Annotated in this window: 19 protein-coding genes and 1 pseudogene; 8 read left to right on the top strand and 12 right to left on the bottom strand. The window is 52.1% G+C overall.

All coding sequences use genetic code 11. The features are described from left to right. The first annotated feature begins 3 nt into the window (after window positions 1–3). Window positions 4–1,415: pseudogene (locus NXT09_RS02465) on the top strand (DUF1073 domain-containing protein). 373 nt (window positions 1,416–1,788) lie between these two features. Beyond that, the gene (gene cspG / locus NXT09_RS02470; protein ID WP_010275831.1) at window positions 1,789–2,001 is read left to right on the top strand and encodes a cold shock protein CspG; all 213 of its coding nucleotides are present in this window, start codon (window positions 1,789–1,791) and stop codon (window positions 1,999–2,001) included. A gap of 219 nt (window positions 2,002–2,220) precedes the next feature. Here the strand turns inward: cspG and NXT09_RS02475 are convergent, their stop codons facing one another. Beyond that, window positions 2,221–2,529, bottom strand: coding sequence for an excalibur calcium-binding domain-containing protein (locus NXT09_RS02475; RefSeq protein ID WP_268578698.1), 309 nt, complete (start codon window positions 2,527–2,529; stop codon window positions 2,221–2,223). A 237-nt stretch (window positions 2,530–2,766) separates the two neighbouring features. Here NXT09_RS02475 and NXT09_RS02480 point away from each other — a divergent pair, with 237 nt between their 5' ends. Continuing rightward, window positions 2,767–2,913: a hypothetical protein gene (locus NXT09_RS02480; RefSeq protein WP_205550708.1), complete on the top strand. Its 147-nt coding sequence runs from the start codon at window positions 2,767–2,769 to the stop codon at window positions 2,911–2,913. Window positions 2,914–2,955: 42 nt separating this feature from the next. Here the strand turns inward: NXT09_RS02480 and NXT09_RS02485 are convergent, their stop codons facing one another. Further along, window positions 2,956–3,438 (bottom strand): cupin domain-containing protein, encoded by a 483-nt coding sequence (locus NXT09_RS02485; RefSeq protein ID WP_268578699.1) that lies wholly within the window; start codon window positions 3,436–3,438, stop codon window positions 2,956–2,958. 234 nt (window positions 3,439–3,672) lie between these two features. On the opposite strand from NXT09_RS02485, the gene NXT09_RS02490 reads away from it, so the two are divergent. After that, complete coding sequence (locus NXT09_RS02490; protein ID WP_268578700.1) at window positions 3,673–4,740, top strand: malate/lactate/ureidoglycolate dehydrogenase; 1,068 nt, start codon at window positions 3,673–3,675, stop codon at window positions 4,738–4,740. Window positions 4,741–4,779: 39 nt separating this feature from the next. Further along, window positions 4,780–5,475, top strand: a complete 696-nt coding sequence (locus NXT09_RS02495; protein ID WP_268578701.1) for an extensin-like domain-containing protein — start codon at window positions 4,780–4,782, stop codon at window positions 5,473–5,475. Between the two features lie 19 nt (window positions 5,476–5,494). On the opposite strand, the gene NXT09_RS02500 is transcribed toward NXT09_RS02495, so the two are convergent. From NXT09_RS02500 to yebS, 4 genes are all read right to left on the bottom strand, one after another. After that, window positions 5,495–5,686 carry a YdfD/YebW family protein gene (locus tag NXT09_RS02500; RefSeq protein WP_039344362.1) on the bottom strand — a complete coding sequence of 64 codons (192 nt, stop codon included), beginning with the start codon at window positions 5,684–5,686 and terminating at the stop codon, window positions 5,495–5,497. A gap of 125 nt (window positions 5,687–5,811) precedes the next feature. After that, complete coding sequence (gene rsmF / locus NXT09_RS02505) at window positions 5,812–7,266, bottom strand: 16S rRNA (cytosine(1407)-C(5))-methyltransferase RsmF (protein WP_268578702.1); 1,455 nt, start codon at window positions 7,264–7,266, stop codon at window positions 5,812–5,814. Between the two features lie 144 nt (window positions 7,267–7,410). Next, the gene (locus NXT09_RS02510) at window positions 7,411–10,050 is read right to left on the bottom strand and encodes a PqiB family protein (RefSeq protein WP_268578703.1); all 2,640 of its coding nucleotides are present in this window, start codon (window positions 10,048–10,050) and stop codon (window positions 7,411–7,413) included. 2 nt (window positions 10,051–10,052) lie between these two features. Beyond that, entirely contained in the window at window positions 10,053–11,333 is a 1,281-nt protein-coding gene (yebS, locus tag NXT09_RS02515; RefSeq protein ID WP_268578704.1) for a membrane integrity lipid transport subunit YebS, read from the bottom strand. 297 nt (window positions 11,334–11,630) lie between these two features. Here yebS and msrC point away from each other — a divergent pair, with 297 nt between their 5' ends. The 3 genes from msrC (at window position 11,631) to prc (ending at window position 15,000) form a co-directional block, all read left to right on the top strand. Then, entirely contained in the window at window positions 11,631–12,137 is a 507-nt protein-coding gene (gene msrC / locus NXT09_RS02520; protein ID WP_010275800.1) for a free L-methionine (R)-S-oxide reductase MsrC, read from the top strand. 84 nt (window positions 12,138–12,221) lie between these two features. Further along, window positions 12,222–12,965, top strand: coding sequence for an RNA chaperone ProQ (gene proQ, locus NXT09_RS02525; protein ID WP_014915232.1), 744 nt, complete (start codon window positions 12,222–12,224; stop codon window positions 12,963–12,965). Window positions 12,966–12,984: 19 nt separating this feature from the next. After that, complete coding sequence (gene prc, locus NXT09_RS02530; protein WP_205550694.1) at window positions 12,985–15,000, top strand: carboxy terminal-processing peptidase; 2,016 nt, start codon at window positions 12,985–12,987, stop codon at window positions 14,998–15,000. Window positions 15,001–15,137: 137 nt separating this feature from the next. On the opposite strand, the gene NXT09_RS02535 is transcribed toward prc, so the two are convergent. The 6 genes from NXT09_RS02535 to potA form a co-directional block, all read right to left on the bottom strand. Beyond that, window positions 15,138–16,004, bottom strand: a complete 867-nt coding sequence (locus NXT09_RS02535; protein WP_268578705.1) for a helix-turn-helix domain-containing protein — start codon at window positions 16,002–16,004, stop codon at window positions 15,138–15,140. 44 nt (window positions 16,005–16,048) lie between these two features. Continuing rightward, on the bottom strand, window positions 16,049–16,681 hold the full coding sequence (locus NXT09_RS02540) for a YbhB/YbcL family Raf kinase inhibitor-like protein (protein WP_268578706.1): 633 nt from the start codon (window positions 16,679–16,681) through the stop codon (window positions 16,049–16,051). A 320-nt stretch (window positions 16,682–17,001) separates the two neighbouring features. Further along, entirely contained in the window at window positions 17,002–18,045 is a 1,044-nt protein-coding gene (gene potD / locus NXT09_RS02545; protein WP_240585201.1) for a spermidine/putrescine ABC transporter substrate-binding protein PotD, read from the bottom strand. A 90-nt stretch (window positions 18,046–18,135) separates the two neighbouring features. Then, entirely contained in the window at window positions 18,136–18,912 is a 777-nt protein-coding gene (gene potC / locus NXT09_RS02550; RefSeq protein WP_039277487.1) for a spermidine/putrescine ABC transporter permease PotC, read from the bottom strand. Beyond that, on the bottom strand, window positions 18,909–19,769 hold the full coding sequence (gene potB / locus NXT09_RS02555; protein WP_268578707.1) for a spermidine/putrescine ABC transporter permease PotB: 861 nt from the start codon (window positions 19,767–19,769) through the stop codon (window positions 18,909–18,911). Before potB ends, potC begins: the two co-directional genes overlap by 4 nt. After that, window positions 19,753–20,868: a spermidine/putrescine ABC transporter ATP-binding protein PotA gene (potA, locus tag NXT09_RS02560; protein ID WP_268578708.1), complete on the bottom strand. Its 1,116-nt coding sequence runs from the start codon at window positions 20,866–20,868 to the stop codon at window positions 19,753–19,755. Before potA ends, potB begins: the two co-directional genes overlap by 17 nt. Window positions 20,869–21,059 lie beyond the last annotated feature (191 nt).

Below are 21,059 nucleotides of genomic sequence, written 5' to 3' on the forward strand. Positions count from 1 at the left end.
GCTATGGCGAAAAAAACAGGACGAGTCGCCACGGCGGATTCGTATGACAACTTCATTGCCCGCGTAGGCATGCAGCAGCCTAACCAGCACGCCGCATCCACCTATCGGGCAAACTATACCAGCCGCAACCGTCTGCTGATTGAATACGCATACCGTTCTTCCTGGATTATCGGCGCTGCTTTCGATTCAAAAGCAGACGACATGACGAAAAAGGGCGTACGCATCACCAGCTAGATCAACCCGAAACGGCGGGGTATTCTCGAATCGCGATTTGATGAGCTTCAGTTATGGGATTGTATCAACGAAACATTGAAATGGTCCCGGCTGTACGGTGGTGCTGTTGCGTTGCTCCTTATTGAAAGTCAGGCACCATTAACCCCGCTGATACTGGATAAGGTTGGCAAAGGTAGCTTTAAAGGGCTGGCTGTTCTTGACCGTTGGATGATAAACCCACAGCTCAACAGGCGCATTAAGGCGCTAGGGCCAAACCTCGGCAAGCCTGAGGTCTGCGACATCGTGACAACAGTGCAAGGATTGCCAGCCTGGACAGTTCACCACAGTCGTCTGAGTCGCATGGACGGTGTGAAGCTGCCATATCAGCAAAAAATAACCGAAAATGAGTGGGGGATGTCCATTGTCGAGCGTATTTTCAACCGACTGACCTTCTATGACAGCACCAGCGTTGGCGCTGCACAGTTGGCCTATAAGGCGCACCTGCGTACCGCGAAGATCAAAAAGCTGCGCGAGATTATTGCCATGGGTGGTAAGCCATTCGAGGCGCTGCTCAAAAATATGGACATGGTCCGCCAGTTCCAGACGAATGAGGGCATGTCTCTGTTTGATGCGGAGGACACTTTTGAAACCCATTCGTATTCTTTTGCTGGCTTATCCGATCTGTTGAGCGAGTTTAAAGAGGACATTGCGGGGGCCGTGGGTATTCCTCTGGTTCGCCTGTTCCGTCAGTCACCGAAGGGGTTTTCAACTGGCGATGCTGACCTGGCAAATTACTACGATGATGTCGGAACGCTACAGGAGCGAGATTTACGCCCTCACGTCCGCTTGCAATTCGATGTGTTGCACCGCTCAGAGTTTGGCGAGCCGTTGCCGGAAGACTTCACGTTTGAGTTTAATCCCCTGTGGCAGATGTCCGATGTGGACCGCTCTACGGTAGCAACTAACACCACGACCGCGTGGCTACCGCCGTTCGGGATTTAGGCATGTCTCCTGCTGCTGCCCTGACGGACTTACGAGAGCTTGCGGATGTTACTGGTGTCGGCGCTTCAATAACGGACGAGGATATTAAGAATGCGGCGAAAGAGTGGGCGGAGTCTGAACCTGAAGCCGGGCCTCCGCCGCAAATCGGAGCGATCGTGGCTGGTTCGTACGATGGTTTGCGACAGCAGGATCGGGACTGAGCATGCAGATTATCGATATATCAAGTCATTTCCGTGCTTGTCTCAGGTAGTCTATCGGTCAAACTTGCGTGTTTCAGACAGATGTTGTGTCCTTATGGCACAACATCCTGTTAAGGATTTTCGCCAGCAATGTTGGATGTGCGCAGTAACCTAGTTAGCTTTTAAAAATAAACGCTTGCTAAAGATATTTATACATGCGTTAATGAGTGGTCGGTTTGATTCGCAGACCTAAAAAGCAGTTTAGTAAAGCAGTTCTCATTTCCAAGTGTTATCCATAGATATCCCTTCTTTTGAGCCTCCTTATCGTTGCTAATTAAATTCTGTGCACAGGCCCTATTTGCCGGAAGGCACTATACAAATTAAGGTAATTTCTATGTCTAATAAAATGACTGGTTTAGTAAAATGGTTTGACGCTGGTAAAGGTTTTGGTTTCATTACTCCTGACAACGGCAGCAAAGATGTATTCGTACATTTCTCTGCTATTCAGAGCAACGATTTCAAAACGCTGGACGAAGGCCAAAAGGTTGAGTTCACCATCGAAAATGGCCAGAAAGGCCCAGCAGCTGGCAACGTTGTCGCACTGTAAGAAGTTGCGCTGTAATAAGCCAAGTTGAATTAATGTTTCTCTTGCGATAGCGATGATGGTTTAATCCGGAGCAGTCAAGAAAAGCACTTAGAACCCCTAGCGTAAAGCTGGGGGTTTTTGTTTATCTATCCATCATAGAGAATTACAGCAGCTTTTATCTTCCAGCTTTACCAGAATAGCCGGACTATCATCTTAATAGCGCATGTTCTTATGAGATAGCTAATACCGCTTTGCTTTAATTGGAGGAAAACGTGAGTCGTTTTCGCAAGGAATCCCATCATGGTCGCCATCCATTCTGGTATCAGGACAGTTTTGAATGAAAAAATAGGCCTCATCTCTAGAGTCCATCTGGCTACAATACTTCCTGCCGTCACAGACAAATCGATTTTCTTTTTGTTCTCGACTTTCTGTTCTTATTTTTTCCTCTCTGCGACTATCACCATCATTACGATATTGATGGTGCGATGCTGCCTGAACAGTAAAAGAGAATGCTGTAGATAATAAAATAACGAGAAGTTTTCGTTTCATCGATATAGCCATGAAAGAAGTTGTATAGGGCAAGCCTATCACTCTTGATTGAGCATAATGATTAATAATTCTTCATTATCAGCGGAAAAGTTGTGATGGCTACCATATTGAAGCTGTTCAAGAATTAATCTTTTCTGCGCGGGATTGTTCTGTACTCGGTGTTTCTTTACGGGGGTTATCTATCGTTTTAATGACTATCGACTAAATTTATAGAACACGATGTGATAGGAGGAAGCGATGACTGAGAAAAATACGGGTACGGGACGCAAGGATGAAAATGATCATCCGGCAAAAGATGCGCCAAAAGATCAGGGAGAGATTCCGCGCAAACGTGATGACAGCAAGGACGATGTCGATGATCCGTTTGATGCGAACAAGGCTTAATAGGTTGGCGACAGGCTTCTGTCGCCAATATGCAGCGAAAAGCTAGTGCGCTTTAGGCGCGACGGTGGCCGATGCATCGGGGGTGAAATAATCGCTATCATCCACAATTGGAATATAAATCCTGACCCATTCAGTCCCTTCAACCATCTCCCAGCTATGTCCTTCTCCCTGTGTATCGGCAGCAATCAAGACGGTTCCAGGAGAAAGCAGAAAAGTGGAACCATCGCTAACCCGAAATTTCAACGTGCCTTTCAGCGTGATGACATATTGTTTGCGCGGTGCCGGGTGAACGTTCATCTCCCACGCTTCCGTGGAATTACTGAGCCAAAATTTTTGTGCGGTGATTTTTTCTAGCGCAGGCACGCTGCCTGTTACAAAGGCCGAGTGATTATCTGGCGTATTGATGAGTTTGATGGCCGGTATCCGGGTTTCCTCAGTCTGAGTCGAAGAGGTCGTTGCGGAATAAGCCGTAACGGAAAACCATAATCCGGCAAGCGCCAGAAGAAAACGCGATGTCTTTTTCATTTAAATAAAATCCATATTATCTATGCCCGATAAGCAGGCAACCCTATATATGTCAGCCGTCTCTGTGTACGTCTTACAACGTCGGGGATGGTACTGCTGGGGGAGATCCTTCACCAGATGGTTAAAGCAATCGCACTGATTGGTATCTCGCTTGATTTGTTTAGATTTTATTCGCTCCAGTTCCGCAGTAGGATGAAATCGGTGAAGCGTAAATCAATAGATGAAGGGAGAGATATGCAGATTTCAGCCAATCGTCTGATGGCGACGACACAAAGCGTATTGCAAAAAGCAGGATGTGAAGAAAACGAAGCTCGAACTGTCGCTGAACACCTTGTGGCTGCAAACCTGAAAGGGCATGACAGCCATGGCGTGGGGATGTTGCCACATTATGTGGCGTTCATCGAGAAAGGCATCATGCACCCGAATACGCCCGCGCGCTTAGTGCGTGACAGTGGGGCTGTGCTGCAATTTACCGGCGATCGCGGTTTTGGTCAGCGTACGGGAAAAGAAGCGATGCAGGCGGCTATTGATCGAGTGAAAACGACGGGCGTGTGTTTAATGACGCTGTCGTCTACCTGCCATTTGGGACGCATCGGCACCTATGGAGAAATGGCGGCGGACGCCGGGCTTGTGTCGATACACTTCGTCAACGTTAACGATCTCGACCCGATTGTGGCTCCCTGGTGTGGCAGCGAAGCTCGTTTCGGGACTAACCCTATCTGCATTGCATTCCCGCCAACGGAGCATAACGCGGCCTTTGTGCTGGATTTCGCCACCAGCGTGGTTGCGCTGGGGAAAACCCGCGTCGCGTATCTGGCGGGCAAAACGTTTGATGAAGAAGTCATGTTGGATTGCCACGGCGTTTCCACTAACGATCCGAAAGTCATGTGGGAAGGCGAAAAGCACGGTGCTCTGAAACCCATTGCGAAGCATAAAGGCGGCGGGTTGATTTTAGCGGCTGAAATGCTGGCAGGGCTGTTGTCTGGCGGCGGAACCATTCAACCGGAAAACGCGCGTCAGGGTGCGATAGTGAATAACATGACGACGATTGTTATCGATCCCGCCAGTATGGTTTCTATGGCGTGGTTGCAGAAAGAATATGATGCGATGCTGGACTACGTTCGCACGTCAACGGCTCCCGATCCGGCACAGCCTATTTTAATTGCCGGTGAACCGGAGCGTATTTCACAGGCGCAGCGTCGTGCAGACGGTATTTATGTGTCCGATCAGGAGTGGCAGAAAATCGTGGAGGCAGGGATCTCTTTGGGGATGAATCCAGCCGAGTTCACGTTAATAGCATAATATTATTCAGGAGAAGACAATAATCGGGAGACGAAACGGATGCGGGGATGGGTAATAGTTGTGATGATACTCGGGGCGTTGGTGGCTCTGGCACCCTGGATCCAACGTCAACTCCCGCCCGGCTACGATCCCTTTTCTCCGCTGTCTGTCGATGACCCACCTACATTTATAACTCGGCTGAAAATGAAGTCTGTCGCCAGCGATCCTGAGGCCTGTCTGGCAGTGTTAAAGCAGGCGCAGGAAAGCGGGCGACTGCGATTCTCCGAGGCCAATGATATCAGTGGGCAATGTCCGGTCGTGTCACCCGTGCGGATACAAGGCTTTGGCTCAGTCACACTTAGTTCCAGTTTTCTTGCCAGTTGCCCGCTGGCGCTGAGTAGCACCATGTTTGTGGCACAGGTCGCGGTGCCGCAGGCGCAATCTCTTGGCACGTCGCTGACGCGTATCGATCACATGGGTAGCTACGCCTGTCGAAATATCTACCATCGACCGGAAGGGCGTTTGAGCGAACATGCAACGGCGGACGCGTGGGATATTGCCGCGTTTCGTCTCTCTGACGGTCGGCAGATTAGCGTGCTGAATCAGTGGTCGGCAACGGACGACCGCGGCAGCTATTTGCGTACCACGTTCAGGGAAAGCTGTCGCTTTTTCGGTAACGCGCTGGGGCCGGAATATAACGCCGCACACGCTAATCACTTTCACTTTGGCATGCGCGGTTTTGGCGTGTGTCGATGAAAATACGCAGGTGGGAAAACTAGAAATCAGCGTATTCCTGAGCGGGGATCCAGAAGCCGTCAATATACTCTTCGATGGGGAAGCAGCCCGCGCGGCGCAGACGCTGTTCGTCCATCGCTTGCAGACACTGTGCTTCGGTGTTGTAGGCACCGGCGACCAAATCGTCGCAGCCATGCCCGAGATAACAAACAAATATTACTAACGCAAACATGTCGTTCTCCAGACATTGCCGATTTTCTCTATCTGTCAGGATAATTGTAGATGAAAATCAGTGAGGAAAGGGAGAACGGGCGGTTCATCAGGTGGTTTTATCGCCACCTGATGCAGAAACCGCATTTATTCTTTAGAAAGAGGCTGAGCGGAGGCCGCGCCATCCCGCACCAGGTCGCGCGGAAGATTGTTTTTTATCCGGCTGCTGATACGTTTGGCCAGGCCGACAGGCGTGTTCTGGTAGGTCAAAATGAGTTCATCCGCAGCAGGAAGCGGTTCTGGATAGCTGTCTTTCCCCTGAAACCACTCGCAGGCGATGCGATCGGTGAGCGCGTAGGCATTCTTCGCGTTCGGATCGGCCAGCGCAACAATGGCTTCATGCTGCCAACGGAAACCTTTAGGGAAGCGTTCAGCGAGTTTAAGGCCAATTCGTGAGAATTTGATATTGCCAAAAGCGGAAGTCAGCGCCGCAGGGAAGAGCCAGATCTCGCTATCACGCTGCCACAGCTGAAGTAACGTCTCATCCCAGTGAATGCCCTGTTTGCCTGCCGCCTGCGTGAGTAATGCAGAATCTTTGGGCGGCATCGTAGAGAACGGGAATTTACCCACTTTATAGCCAGGCCGCGGCAGCGGTGGCACGCTGGCGGTTTTCCGCAAACGGGCAACAAAGAAGCCCTCGCTGTCATAAATCTGTGGGAAGACGTGCAGGAAACCTTCTTCGGTTGTAGCGCGTTCGGCGTCGGTGAAGAGATCGTGTAGTGATTCAAACTCGCACGCATCAGGAAACTGTGCCTGTAACCAATGGCAAACCTGCTGATTTTCCTGTCTATTCAGCGTGCAGGTGGAGTAAATCATCACGCCGCCAGGCTTCAGTGCATGGAACGCGCTCAGAATCAGGTCGCGCTGTGTGGCGGCAATATCGGTAATGCTCTCTTGCGACCAGTGGCTCATCGCCGCGGGATCCTTACGCACCACGCCTTCACCCGAACACGGGGCATCCAGCAGGATCGCATCAAAATACTCCGGCAGTGCCGCACCGAAAACCCGCCCGTCGAAGTGTGTAATCGCGGTATTGCTGACGCCGCAGCGGCTGATATTGGCATGCAACACTTTTACCCGGCTGGCTGAATACTCATTGGCGACGATAGCCCCTTCATTATTCAATCTAGCCGCAATCTGAGTTGTTTTAGAACCCGGTGCGGCTGCGACGTCCAAAACCGTTTCCAGCGCATCGTTACGATGGAACAGGGCGCTGACGGGCAGCATGGAGCTGGCTTCCTGAATATAAAACAGTCCGCTCAGGTGCTCCAGCGTATTGCCTAGCCGCGTGTTTTCTTCTTCCGCATTCAGCAGCCAGAAACCTTCCTGACACCAGGGAATCGGCTCAAGCTGCCAGCCATAAGGCTGTACAAGCTCAAGAAAGGCATCGACGCTGATTTTTAACGTATTCACGCGGATGCTCCGGCGCAGCGGACGCTGGCAGGCGGCAATAAAATCCTCCATCGAAAGGGATGAAGGCATGATGTCCCGCATAGTGTCGAGAAATTCAGCAGGTAGGTTGGCTGGGGTAAATTTTGCCACGGCGTGGTTCCGTACAGGTTATTCAGTAATACGAGGGGAAGAAGCGGCGAAGTGTAGCACGGATCCTTCATACATCATGTGAAAACGGCAAGACGGCGCATGAAAACGACAGGGCGACCAGTGTCGCCCTGTCAGGTAGTGAGTTTAATTATTGGGGGTTGGAATCGCCGTACCCCATTGCCGCCACTCTTTGGGCTCTTCGTTCCTCAACAGGAAATGCTTTCCTTCCTGTGCTTTGGGGGCGAGCGGTGTGCTGGGCGGTGTGGCAAACGCGATACCACCGCGAATGAACTGTTGGAAGGTTCCGCTCTTGATGACGCCGCCCGTTAGGCCGAATTCCAGATTGTAACCCGAAGCCAGCCAGAAGACGGAATTGTCACGCACCAGATGCTGATAGCGTTTGCTGATGCGCAGCGATACGGCGATACGGTCGGAAAGCGTACCCAGCGACAGTCCGGTTACCGTACCGACTTCAATACCGCGGAACAGCACTGGTGTACCAACCTGCAACGCCCCGGCTTCCGGTGCATCAACGCTGATATTCAAGCCGTCCTGATAGCGAGAATCAGAGATTGTGGCCTGTTGCAGCTCAAAAGTCCGCGTTACGCTGCCGTTACCCGGTTCGACGTTGATATAAGGCTGGAATAGCGTCTCCAGATGATTCACACCGGCAGCGGAAATTTCCGGTGTGACGACGGAGAAACGCGTCCCAGAACGGGCGAAATTACGCACGTATTCAGGGTAAAGCACGGCTTGTACCAGCACTTCATTACGCTGTTCGGACAGCTTCAACGAATCCAACTGGCCGATATCGATTCCCAGATAGCGGATCGGCATGCCTGGCGCGAGCTTGCTGGCATCGTAGGTGCGCAGAATGATGCGGCTTCCCACGGCGCGTGCCGACGTTTCGTTGTTATACAGGACGCGTTTGCCGCCTTTAATTTCTGGTGCGCCCTCCAGATTATCAAAACTGATTGCCCCTTTAAGCGCTCGGTTCAGCGGAGAAGCCTGCACGGTCAGGCCTGACGTATTCAACTGTACACGGGCCCCGCCTTCTGCCCAGAACACGCTGTTTTCCGTCAGTAGCTTGCGGTGTTCGGGACGAATATAAACATCAACCTCAAAAGTATCCGCTTTCGGCCGCACCCGCATGATTTCGCCTACCTGAAATTTACGGTACAGCACAATGGAGCCGTCCTGAATATCCGGCAGGCTGTCGGTCACTAAGGTGAGCGTCGGGGACGGCGTGGCACCGCGAATGCCTTCTTCGGCTTTTTCGAGATCGCTGAACAGCGGGTAACGCGTCTGAACGTCACCTTTACTGCCAGGTAAAACTTGAATACCGCCGCTGACCCACTCTTGCGCACTGGCACCCAACACTTGAATACCATCCAGCCCCATCTTCACATTCACACGGCTGTTCACGATGAATTTGCTATCGCGGTGTAATAGCTGGCGATATCGTGGCTCGATCACCAAAAGGAAGCTGACACCTTGTTCGTCCAGCGTGCGCTTCACTACCTGACCGACCTGCACGCCATGCAGCAGCACGGGTTGTCCACTATCAATGCCATAGCTTTGTGCTGCCGTGAGCTGAATAGAAAGCGCGCCGGGTTGGGTGAGCTGCTGTTGCCCGCTATCCAGTACGTCAAAATGCTGGCGCGGTTCGCCTTCGCCGGGGATGAGCGTCAGCGTTGGGCCGCTCAGCAGACGTGAAACATTCAGGTCACTGAGCGAAAGCTGGGGCTTGCTGAGTTCGATACGCGTGCCTTCCCGCATCAGCGAAATGACGGAAGGATCGATGATGAGCTCTCCGCTGACCTTGCCGTTGGCTGGGTTCAACATGATTTTATTTAGCGTGCCGACTTCCAGTCCCTGATACATCAGCGGGGTGCGCCCTTCAGATAGGCTGTCTCCGGACGGTAAATCCAGCGTAATTTTCACCCCGCGCTGGCTTTGTGCTAGGTCGGGATAGAGGCGGTAGGATTGTTCAGCACCCGCATTCTCGCTCTCTTCCGGTGAATCGAACGCGATCGCGCCGTTAACCAGTGCCGCCAGATTCTCCATCTCAATTTTTGCGCCGCTGACGCTAATGTCCGCATTAAAGCCAGACACATTCCAGAAGCGGCTATTTTTCTTCACCAGATGGGTAAAGCGACGTTCAACCAGCACGTCAATCATCACACCGTGGCTATCTTGGGAAACGGTGTAATCGTAGACTTTCCCTACCGGGATTTTACGGTAGTAAACCAGCGAACCGGTATTCAGTGAACCGAGATCGTCGGCATGGAGATGAATCAGCAGTTCCCCGGTATTCACGCGATATTTGGGCTGCGTATCCAACGCGGAAAAGTGCTCTTGCGCTTCGCCGGAACCGGGCATCATGCCGATATAGTTACCGCCCACCAGCGCATCCAGCCCCGAAACCCCAGCGAGAGACGCTTTCGGGGTAACCAGCCAGAACTGCGTGCCGCTGCGCAACGCTTCCTTCATATCGCTCTTGATACTGGCTTCGACCTGTATGGTGCGCAGGTCTTCACTCAGCTTGATATTTTGCACGGTGCCGACTTCGACCCCCTGGTAGCGCACGGGGGTACGCCCGGCGACAATACCGTCAGCGGAGACAAAATCGATAGTGACCGTTGTGCCGCGCTCCTGCTGATTGGTGTAAATCAGCCAGCCGGCAATCATCAACGCAATCAGCGGCAGCAGCCAAAACGGCGACAGGCGACGCTTGTTCTTCACGGTAGCTTCAGTTGGTGTCCCAGGCGTATTATCTTGCATTGTTATTCCACATCAGTGTTATCCCACATCAGTCGGCTATCCAGCCATTCAACGGCAAGGATAGTGAGAATCACCGCTGCGCCAAAGTAAAAGGCAGCAGGCCCCATGGTGAAAGCGAGTAATTGATCGCGGTTGACGAGCGACATCGTCAATGCAATCACAAATAAATCGAGCATGGACCAGCGACCGATCCAACGGATAACGCGCAGCATCTTCATGCGCATCATTATGTTGCTTTCTGAGCGGAGATGGATACTCACCAGCAGCCCGAACAGCACAATAACCTTAGTAAACGGCACCAGAATACTGGCGATAAAGACCACCAGCGCGATCGGAACATTGCCTGACGCAAGCGAAAGAATACCGGAAAAAATCGTGTCCTCCGTACGCGCACCGTTGACATAAATAATTGATATGGGCAACAGGTTAGCGGGGATCAGTAAAATTATAGAAGCAATGAGCGCTGCCCAGGATTTTTGCAGGCTTTGCCGCTGGCGCAAGCGAAGCGGAATATGGCAACGGGGGCAACGACCCCGGTTGTCGGGTGAACTGGTGAAGTGACAGGAAAGGCAGATTCGATAGCGATCCGGCGAAATCAACGGCCTCATGCGCGGATAAAACCGCTGCCAAAGCTGGTCGGTATTTAAGTGAATCAGCGTCAATAGGCTTAAGGTCATCAGTGCCAGAAAGGCGACTAGCCCGATTCCTGCCTGAACATCCGCAAATTCACGGACTTTGATTGCGGCAACGGCCATGCCGACCAGATAGATATCCAGCATCATCCACTCTTTTAGCCGTTGCAACATGAGGAGGATGGGCCGCAGATTCATCCCGATTCGGGGAGCAAAGAACAGGTATAACAGAGAAAAAACCAGCGTGAGCGGGGCGCCAACGGTACAGAAGGCGACCATGCTTGCCGTCAGTGGGTGTCCCTGCCGTGTGATTTGCCAAATGCCTTCAAACAAGCTGGCATTGATGGTGACGCCCAGCAGCCGAATACTGATCAACGGTTCAGTGAAGGCGAACGGCATCAGTACCAGCATAGCGACGGCCATCGCAGCAAGACGAGAAATGTTCCAATCTCGGCCTGAACTGACTTTGGCATCGCAGCGTGGACAATTCGCCGTCTGCGTTCGCTTCAACTGCGGCAGCGCAAAAAAGGCATCGCATTCAGGGCAGCGATGATAGCGATCGATCGCCGGTACGGTACTTTTCGATCCCTCGGTTAACGGCGGCCGGGGAGAAGGAAACGGCGCAGGGCTGGCTATACTCTGTATTTTCATCTTTCCTGCGATTCGATAGAAGGTGTCAAGTCTACGATGGATAACGTATTCACAGCTATTCAGTGTAACTGAAGGCTCACTGAATGATAAATTCATAATAAGGCTCTGATCTCTGCCCGATATTATTTTACAGGTGGAAATAGCATGATATGTACGACAGCGGTACAGTAAAGTGGATGATTCTTCGCGCGAAGGCGCTAATCTTATGGCATTCTGTAACCGATGCTAATGCAGTCTGTGTGGAAACTGTTTGCACTGTTTTGAAAAGACAACGATATACTTTATGAATAAGCAAGTATGAATAAACAAGAATTTTATCAGGATCTCATTCGCGACATGTCATCGCTTATCGCGGATGAAAACCGTTTTATTACGATTTTATCAAACAGTAGTGCGCTGCTGTTTGAGCGTTTGGATGGGGTTAACTGGGCAGGGTTTTACCTCTTGGATAACGACACGCTTTTCCTGGGACCGTTTCAGGGCAAGGTTGCTTGTGTGCGTATTCCGGTTGGCAAAGGTGTATGCGGTGCGGCGATAGCTGAAAATCGCATTCAGCGCGTGGATGATGTCCATGCGTTCCCTGGTCATATCGCCTGTGATGCCGCGAGTAATGCTGAAATTGTGCTACCGCTTGTCGTTAACGGGCAACCGATTGGCGTTCTGGATATTGACAGTACCCTTTATCAGCGTTTTGACGCAGATGATGAAGAAGGGCTGAAGGCCGTGGTGAGCGTACTTTGTGCTCAACTGGAAGCGAGCGATGTGATGACATTCATCAATTCTCTCACGTTGAGACAAGGTTAACGTGGCAATTGCCGATGGCGTCATTATAATGACGCCTGTTCATGCCTGCGCCGGTTGGCAAACCCGTTGTAATCAGGAAATTTCATGGAAAATCAACCTAAGTTGAACAGTAGTAAAGAAGTCATTGCCTTTTTGGCAGAGCGGTTCCCGCTTTGTTTCACCACTGAAGGTGAAACTCGTCCGTTAAAGATCGGTATTTTTCAGGATCTTGTTGAGCGTGTGCCGGAGTCCGATAACGTCAGTAAGACGCAATTACGCTCTGCGCTGCGTCTTTATACCTCAAGCTGGCGATATCTGTACGGTGTAAAATTGGGTGCCCAACGTGTGGATCTGGATGGTAATCCATGCGGTGAGTTGGAACAGCAGCATGTCGATCATGCTCGTAAGCAATTGGAAGAAGCGAAAGCGCGAGTTCAGGCTCAGCGTGCTGAGCAACAGGCGAAAAAACGTGAAGCAGCCGGAGAATCGGCAGAAGCAGCGCGTACTCCTCGTCCCGCTCAGAAACGTGCGCCGCGCCGCGATGCTTCAAACAATGCATCCCAAAACCGTGCACCGCGTAATCCACGTCAGCCTTCTTCCGGCCAATCGCAGCCTTCTTCGCAGCAATCCGCGAATGCTCAATCTCGTCAGGCAAAACCTGCCAGCAATGAGCGTCAACGGGTAGCGGTTACGGATGTTTCCAAACTGCAAATCGGTCAGGAAATCAAAGTCAGAGCCGGCAAAGACGCCATGGATGCCACCGTGCTTGAAATTGCCAAAGGCGAAGTCAGAGTACAATTGGCTTCTGGACTGGCAATGATTGTACGCGCAGAACACTTGCAGTTCTGATACGGAGGCCAACCTGGGCATGAACAACTTAGTCAAAATAACCGCCATTGCAGGCTTACTGCTGGCGGGCTCTAGTTTTGCAAATGAAAACATTACGCGTGTTGAACAGATTCCTCAGCTACATCAGGAGCCTCAACACGCTACCGTTAGCGACAGGGTGGCCTCACGTTTCCTGCGTTCGCACTATCGCCAGTTTATGCTGGATGCGCAGTTCTCTGAGAAAATTTTTAACCGCTACCTCAATATGCTGGACTACAGCCACAACGTGCTGTTGGCCTCTGATGTGGCACAATTTTCCGGGCAAAAAGCCCAGTTGGGCGACGCGCTGAAATCCGGTCAACTGGATGTTCCGTACGCGTTGTACAATCTGGCGCAGAAGCGTCGGTTTGAGCGTTTTCAATATGCATTGTCGCTGCTGGATAAACCGGTCGATCTGACGGGCAATGAGACGTTTGAGCTCGATCGCAGCAAAGCCCCTTGGCCGCAGAACGTGGGTGAACTTAACCGCCTGTGGGATGCCAAGGTAAAATATGACTGGCTCAGCCTGAAGCTGACCGGTAAAGATGATAAAGACATCAAAGAGACGTTGACCAAGCGTTACCAGTTTGCGATTCGCCGTCTGGCGCAAAGCAACAGCGAAGATGTTTTCCAACTCGTCATGAACGCCTTTGCGCGTGAAATTGACCCGCATACCAGCTACCTGTCTCCGCGTAACACCGAGCAATTCAATACCGAAATGAGCCTGTCGCTCGAAGGGATTGGCGCGGTGTTGCAGATGGATGACGACTACACCATGATTAATTCTATGGTGCCCGGTGGTCCGGCAGCGAAAAGCAAAAACATCACCGTCGGTGACCGCGTGGTTGGCGTAGGCCAAAGCGGTAAGCCAATGGTGGATGTTATCGGCTGGCGTCTGGATGATGTCGTTGCACTGATTAAAGGGCCGAAAGGCAGCAAGGTACGTCTGGAGATTCTGCCTGCTGGCAAGGGGACGAAAACCCGCATTGTCACGCTGACGCGTGAACGCATTCGCCTTGAAGACCGCGCGGTTAAAATGTCCGTCAAGACGGTCGGCAAGGATAAAGTCGGCGTGCTGGATATCCCTGGTTTCTATGTCGGCCTGACGGATGACGTAAAAGTTCAGCTTCAGAAGCTGGAAAAACAGAACGTCAGCAGCATTGTGATTGACTTACGTACTAACGGCGGCGGTGCGCTGACGGAAGCGGTAGGGCTTTCCGGTCTGTTTATCCCAGGCGGCCCTGTGGTTCAGGTACGCGATAATAACGGCAAAGTGCGCGAAGACAGCGACACCGACGGCATTGTGTATTACAAAGGCCCGCTGGTGGTGCTGGTAGACCGCTTCAGTGCTTCTGCTTCCGAGATCTTCGCGGCGGCAATGCAGGATTATGGGCGCGCCTTGATCGTGGGTGAACCGACGTTTGGTAAAGGCACCGTGCAGCAGTATCGCTCGCTGAATCGGATTTACGATCAGATGCTGCGCCCTGACTGGCCAGCACTGGGTTCTGTGCAATATACGATTCAGAAGTTCTATCGCATTGACGGTGGCAGTACTCAGATGAAAGGCGTGACGCCTGACGTGATGATGCCAACCGGCACGGAAACGGTCGATACCGGTGAGAAGTTTGAAGACAACGCGCTACCGTGGGACAGCATCAAAGCGGCTAACTACACGAAGAGCGGCGATCTGAAGGCGCTGATTAGCAAACTGAATGAACATCATCAGGAGCGTATCGCCAAAGATCCTGAGTTCCAGTATGTCGCGCAAGATATTGCCCGCTACAACGCACTGAAGGATAAGCGCAACCTCGTGTCGCTCAATTTGGCCCAGCGCGAGAAAGAGAATGACGATGATGAAGCGATGCGTCTGAAGCGGATTAATGATCGACTGGCGAGAGAAGGTAAAAAACCGCTCAAATCGCTGGAAGAGCTGCCGAAGGACTATCAGGCACCCGATCCTTATCTGGATGAAACGGTGAAAATCGCTAACGATTTGGCACAGGAACAGAAAGAGTAAGAAATAAAGAGTAATTCGCTAAAGTCGTTCCGATCATCTGAGATCATCAAACGCCCTGTCTGGTTTATCCAACGGGGCGTTTTTTTTAACTTATGTTGAGCGTTTTGGGATGACAGCGCTGTACTGTCAATGACGGACTAACGAATCTTGGTTGGCGAACAGCCAAAGCGGGTTTTAAACCGTTCGGAAAAACGCGCTGAGGATTTATACCCGCAGGCTTCGGCCAGACGCTGCATACTCCATGATGTCGTCTGCACCAGCATCATCGCGTGCTGCATTCGCGTCTCCAGCAGCAACACTTCAAAGTGTGTCTGCTCGGCGGATAACCTCCGGCGCAGTGTGGCCTCGCTCATCGCCAGCAGGCGACCCGCAGACTGTGCGGTCCAGTGGTGTTCCGGCTCTTTACTGATAAGTGCACGCAACTGAGTGGTAACACCGGGCTGTGGCGGCGCGCCAAAACGATATCCCCGTTCCGACAGTGCCAGCAGCATATCCATCAGCCGTAGTTCGAGACGTGATTCATTCAGTGCGTTGCCCGTAATTCCCTCGACCAGATACTGCAATGTGTGGGTGAGGTCGTCATCCAGCGTGAGGATAGTGAAGGGACGTGGGTGATGCGCAGGGGCCAATTTCTCAGGGTAGCGGTGATAAAACCGCGCCAGAAGCGTGGAGGAAAACGTCAAAAAGATCGACCGGAAAGCGGAGTCATGGCCGCCGGGCGTTTTCGCCAGATCGGCGCTTGCGTCAGGCGTAATCAGACAAAGCTGAGATGGCGTGTCTACAACCGTCGTTTCGTTCTGTTCAAGAAGGGTTAATCGGCCAGAGAGAACCAGCAGAAACGTGGCCTCATAAAAATGAAAACGCGTTGTCTGCTGCGGTGTGCGCAAGTGGGGCTGAGCTAGCGCACACAGGCCATGCCGCTGTAGCGGCTGGCCTGATGGCAATTGCCAGTCCGCCTCTGCACTAAGAGGCGGAGCAGCAGGGCGTAAAGCGGTCACGCCCATAGCCGGTCATTCTTATAACGAGTCATTATCATAACTTATGATTATCACAACAATGCAGGGTTCAGCGTATACAGCCCGGTGAGTTTTGCTTCAGCCAATACGGGGGCGCTAGCCAGAGCAGCGCGGACATTCGCTCCGTTAAGTTCACCTTCTATCGTTAAAGCAGGCGTCGCGAGAGCGTAGAGAGTGAAAATGTAATGGTGGACGACTGCATCGTTCCACGGTGGGCAAGGGCCATCATAGCCATAGTAGGTGCCTTTCATCTGTTCGTCCGTGGCGAACCAGCCTGTGTAATCATTGATGCCGTGCCTGAGTCCTGCCGGTGCCTCCGGACCTGCTTTCCCACGCGGTGTGATGCCGCTGGAATGTGAAGCGGCAGGAATTTCGTTGATGCTGGCTGGAATGTCCAGCAATAGCCAATGGTAGAAATCGACACGCGGCAGAGAGGCGCTAACCTCGCGGCCTTCCTGATTCACATCGTCACCGCGGCTGGGTACATCTGGGTCGTGGCAGATCAATACGAAAGACTGTGTTCCTTCGGGCGCGCCGTGCCAGGCAAGATGGGGATTGTGGTTAGAAGACAGTGCAATGTGGCTAGTTGCGTCCGGTACGGCAAAGGCAAATTCGCCCGGGATAGTGTCGCCGTCCTGAAAACTGTGGCTGGAGAGTTGCAGCATGGTGGTGCTCCTTATCGTGATTCCGGTGGGTGTGGAATCATTATAGAAGAAGCGGAGCGTAATTATTTTCCTAATGCCGTCAGGATAATGCTTTTAGCTGTCAATTTGATGGGTTGAGATGCTGTGAGGCAATAAGGCAGCCAACGCTGCCGATAAATTTATCTGTGAAATTGAAACGGCGGTAATGGAATAGAAGAGTAAAGCGTTTGCGCCATGGATGGCGCAATCCGAGCGTACAGGGATGTATTCACCGCGTCTTTACGATCATCCATTACCACCGCTCGACAGGTGATAATGGACGCTGTTGTGATTAATCGCGACTAGCGACCCGCTTTTAGCTGCTGGAAGTAGGTTTCATACAGCGTGCTGGCGCTGCCAACGTCGTTCTGCCATTCGCCTTTTGCGATGGTTTCATCATCTGGGTACAGCGTTTTGTCCCCTGAAACGTCTGGCGGCAGTAATTTTTTCGCCGCCAGGTTCGGCGTTGGATAACCGATCGTTTCCGCAACCTGTGCCGCGACTTCTGGGCGCAGCAGGAAGTCGATCAGCTTCATCGCACCGTCAACGTTTTTTGCATTGGCCGGAATCGCCAGACTGTCCATCCAGAAGATGCCGCCTTCTTTGGGCCAAATGACATCCAGCGGAGTACCGGCCTGACGTGCCACGTAGGCAGAACCATTCCACACCATACCCAGATTGACTTCACCTTCGATGAACGGGTTGCCGGGGTTGTCTGAGTTGAATGTCAGCACGTTCGGCATCAGAGCCTGCAGTTCTTTATAGGCCGCTTCAATCTCTTTGGGATCGGTAGTATTTGCGGAGTAACCCAGTTTACGCAGCGCGATTTGGAACACCTCACGCGCGTCATCCGTCAGCAGCAGGCTGTTTTTGTACTTTGTATCCCACAGATCGGCCCAACTGGTGACGCTGGCAGGGTCAATCATTTCGTGATTAATACCAATCGCCGTTGCGCCCCAGATGTAGGGAATGGAGTAGTCATTGTTCGGATCGAAAGATTTGTGCAGCAGATTCGGATCGAGATTATGGAAGTTGCTGAGCTTGCTGGTATCAATCTTTTGCAGCATGCCTTCTTTGCTCATCTTGGAGATGAAATAAGTTGAAGGCACGACCAAATCGTAGGCACCGTCCTTATAGGTCTTCAGCTTGGCATACATACTCTCGTTGGATTCATAGGTGGAGTAAATCACCTTGATGCCCGTTTCTTTAGTGAACTGTTCCAACAGGCCCGGCGGCACGTATTCGGTCCAGTTATAGAAATAGAGCGTTTTGCTATCGTCGGCGTTGGCGGTGCTGATGCCAAACGCCATCGCGCAGGCTGCCAGTAGGTGTGGCCACTTTTTCATTATGTTTACCTCCTTACAGGTCCCAAAGGAAATACCAATGCTATAGAGCATGGTATGAAAAAAACGGTATTCATTGTGCTCGCTGCCACCTTATTTTCCGGTGCGGTCGCGTAAAATCAGCTGGCTACTGAGCACCAGCACCAGCGACAGAATGAGCAAAATCGTTGCCAGCGCGTTGACTTCTGGGGATACGCCGACCTTCACCATCGAGTAAATCTTCAACGGCAGAATCTCATACGCGGGCCCGGTGACAAACGAAGACACCACTACGTCATCCATCGACAGCGTAAAGCTGAGCAGCCAACTGGCGGCTACTGCCGGCATAGCCAGCGGAAGAATGATTTTGCGTAGAATAATCACTTCGCTGGCCCCCAAATCGCGCGCGGCTTCCAACATCCGCACGTCAAAGCCTTTCAGGCGTGAATAGACCGTCACTACCACAAACGGCAGGCAGAACGTGATATGGGAAAACAGCAGCGACCAGAATCCGAGCGATATTCCCAGCAGCATGAAGAGCACCAGCAGTGAGATCGCCATAACGATATCCGGCGACATCATCACCACGAACAGCATGCCGCCGACAAAAGGCTTGCCGCGAAAGCGGTAGCGATACAGCGCCACGGCCGTCAGGGAGCCAATCAGCGTAGCGAACGTCGCAGAAAAAACGGCCATTGTCAGTGAGTGCTGTGCGGCCTGAAGCAGGCTGTCGTTGTTTATCAGCAGCCGATACCAGTCCAGCGTAAATCCCTGCCAGTTGATGCCGAACCGCGCCTGATTAAACGAGTTCACGATCAGAATGATGATTGGGATGTACAGGTAAGCGTAAATGATGGACATAAATCCACCGCGGATTAAGCGTCCGGTCATTCCAGCTCTCCCTTTTTATTCAGCAGGCGGGCCGTGCGGTAGTAGATAAACAGCAGTACGCCCATGACCAGCGTCAGGCAGATGCTGGTGGCGGCACCAAACGGCCAATCACGGATATTGAGGAACTGGCTTTTAATGACGTTACCGATCAGCAAATTCTTGGCACCGCCCATCAGATCGGCAACGAAGAACAAGCCCATCGCAGGCAACAGCACCAGTAGGCAGCCGGCGATAATCCCCGGCATGGTCAGCGGGATGACCACGCGAATGAAGGTTTGCCATTTATTCGCCCCCAGATCGCGGGCGGCTTCAAGGTAGGATTTATCAAGCTTCTCAATGCTAGAGTAAAGCGGCAGCACCATGAACGGCAGCAGGATATAAATCAGGCCGAGAATCACCGCTTCGGAGGTATACATAATCCGGATCGGCGTATCGATAAGGCCCGTCCAGAGCAGAAATTCATTCAAATGGCCGCGTGTACTCAGAAAGATTTTCAGGCCGTAAATGCGGATCAGCGAGTTAGTCCAAAACGGCACAATCAGCAGAAACATCATCAGTGGCTGAATTTTTTTCGGTAAACGCGCCAGAATAAAGGCAAACGGATAGCCCAGCAGCAGACAGCAGAGCGTGGCGATCACGGCCATGTTTAGCGAATGTAGCAGCACAGAGGCATAAAGCGGATCGGCCAGTCGCGTATAGTTTTCCAGCGTAAAGACCAAACTGACGAAATGGGTGTCATCGCGCGTCAGGAAACTGGTTCCGATGATCATCAGGTTGGGCAGGAAAACAAACAGCACCAGCCAGGCAACGATGAGTGTGATAATGATGTTTTGAAAGCGTTTACGCGACTTCTTCATCGTGCAGGACTACCTCCCAACTTTCCACCCAGGTGACGTCTACTTTCTGGTTGAGTGAATGGTCGAAGTCGGGATCGTCTTCGTTAAAGAACTCGCTGACCATGACCATCTTGCCGTTTTCCAGCTCAATGTTGGATTCCAGCGTCATGCCTTTATAGTTGCGCTCGCGCACGTAGCCCACCATGCCTTCCGCCTGCATGCCGTCGCCCAGTTCTTCGACGCGTAAATCCTCCGGCCGCAGCAGCACGTTGAGGTGTTGCCCGACGTTGACCGGAAAGCTGACGGTGATAACGCATTCGTGGCCTTCGACCTGAGCGCGCACCCGCTGTTCGTCCAAAGGTTCCAGCACGATGGCATCAAAGATATTGATTTCACCGATAAAACTGGCAACGAACAGATTTTTTGGCTCTTCGTAGATTTCACGCGGCGTGCCGTCTTGCTCGATGCGTCCATCGCGCATCACGACGATGCGGTCAGACATGGTCAGTGCTTCTTCCTGATCGTGTGTAACGAAAATAAAGGTAATGCCCAGCTTACGTTGCAGTGCTTTCAATTCGTTTTGCATCTGCTTACGCAGCTTATAATCGAGCGCGGACAGGGATTCATCCAGCAACAGAACCTTCGGCTGATTGACGACGGCGCGGGCGATGGCAACGCGCTGCTGCTGGCCGCCAGATAACTGGTGCGGGCGACGCTGCGCCAGCTCCTCCAACTGCACCATTTTCAGCGCGTCAATCACGCGTGGCGCAATCTCTGCGGCAGGCGTTTTCTGCATGCGCAATCCGAATGCCACGTTCTCAAACACGCTGAGGTGAGGAAACAGGGCGTAGCTTTGAAATACGGTATTAACGTGCCGCTGTTCAGCGGGCTGGTGGGTAATGTCCTGCTTTTCCAGCATGACGTTGCCGCTATCGACCGTTTCCAGACCGGCAATCAGGCGTAGTACGGTGGTTTTGCCGCAGCCGGATGGCCCGAGGATCGTCAGAAACTCACCGTTATTAATGGTGAGATTAAAATGTGAAATGATGTCTTTGCCATCAAAGCCTTTATGGACGTTGAGCAATTCAACGACCGGCACAGTCAGGGAGTTTTCTTTCATTAAGGTCTTGCTCTATGTCCTGATTTGGCCGATTAACGGTATGTCCGTTGCGATCGTACCAAGGGTTATCACCTTTCAGCCAGCGTGCGCAGTTAAGGGCGGCATTTTACGGGAAACGTTGCCTGACGCCAACTTGTGTGACCCACTTACTGCCGATTGATGGCGATTAAGCCAATGAGTGAGGGCGTATG

Source organism: Pectobacterium jejuense (assembly GCF_026800125.1).
GTDB classification, from domain to species: domain Bacteria; phylum Pseudomonadota; class Gammaproteobacteria; order Enterobacterales; family Enterobacteriaceae; genus Pectobacterium; species Pectobacterium jejuense.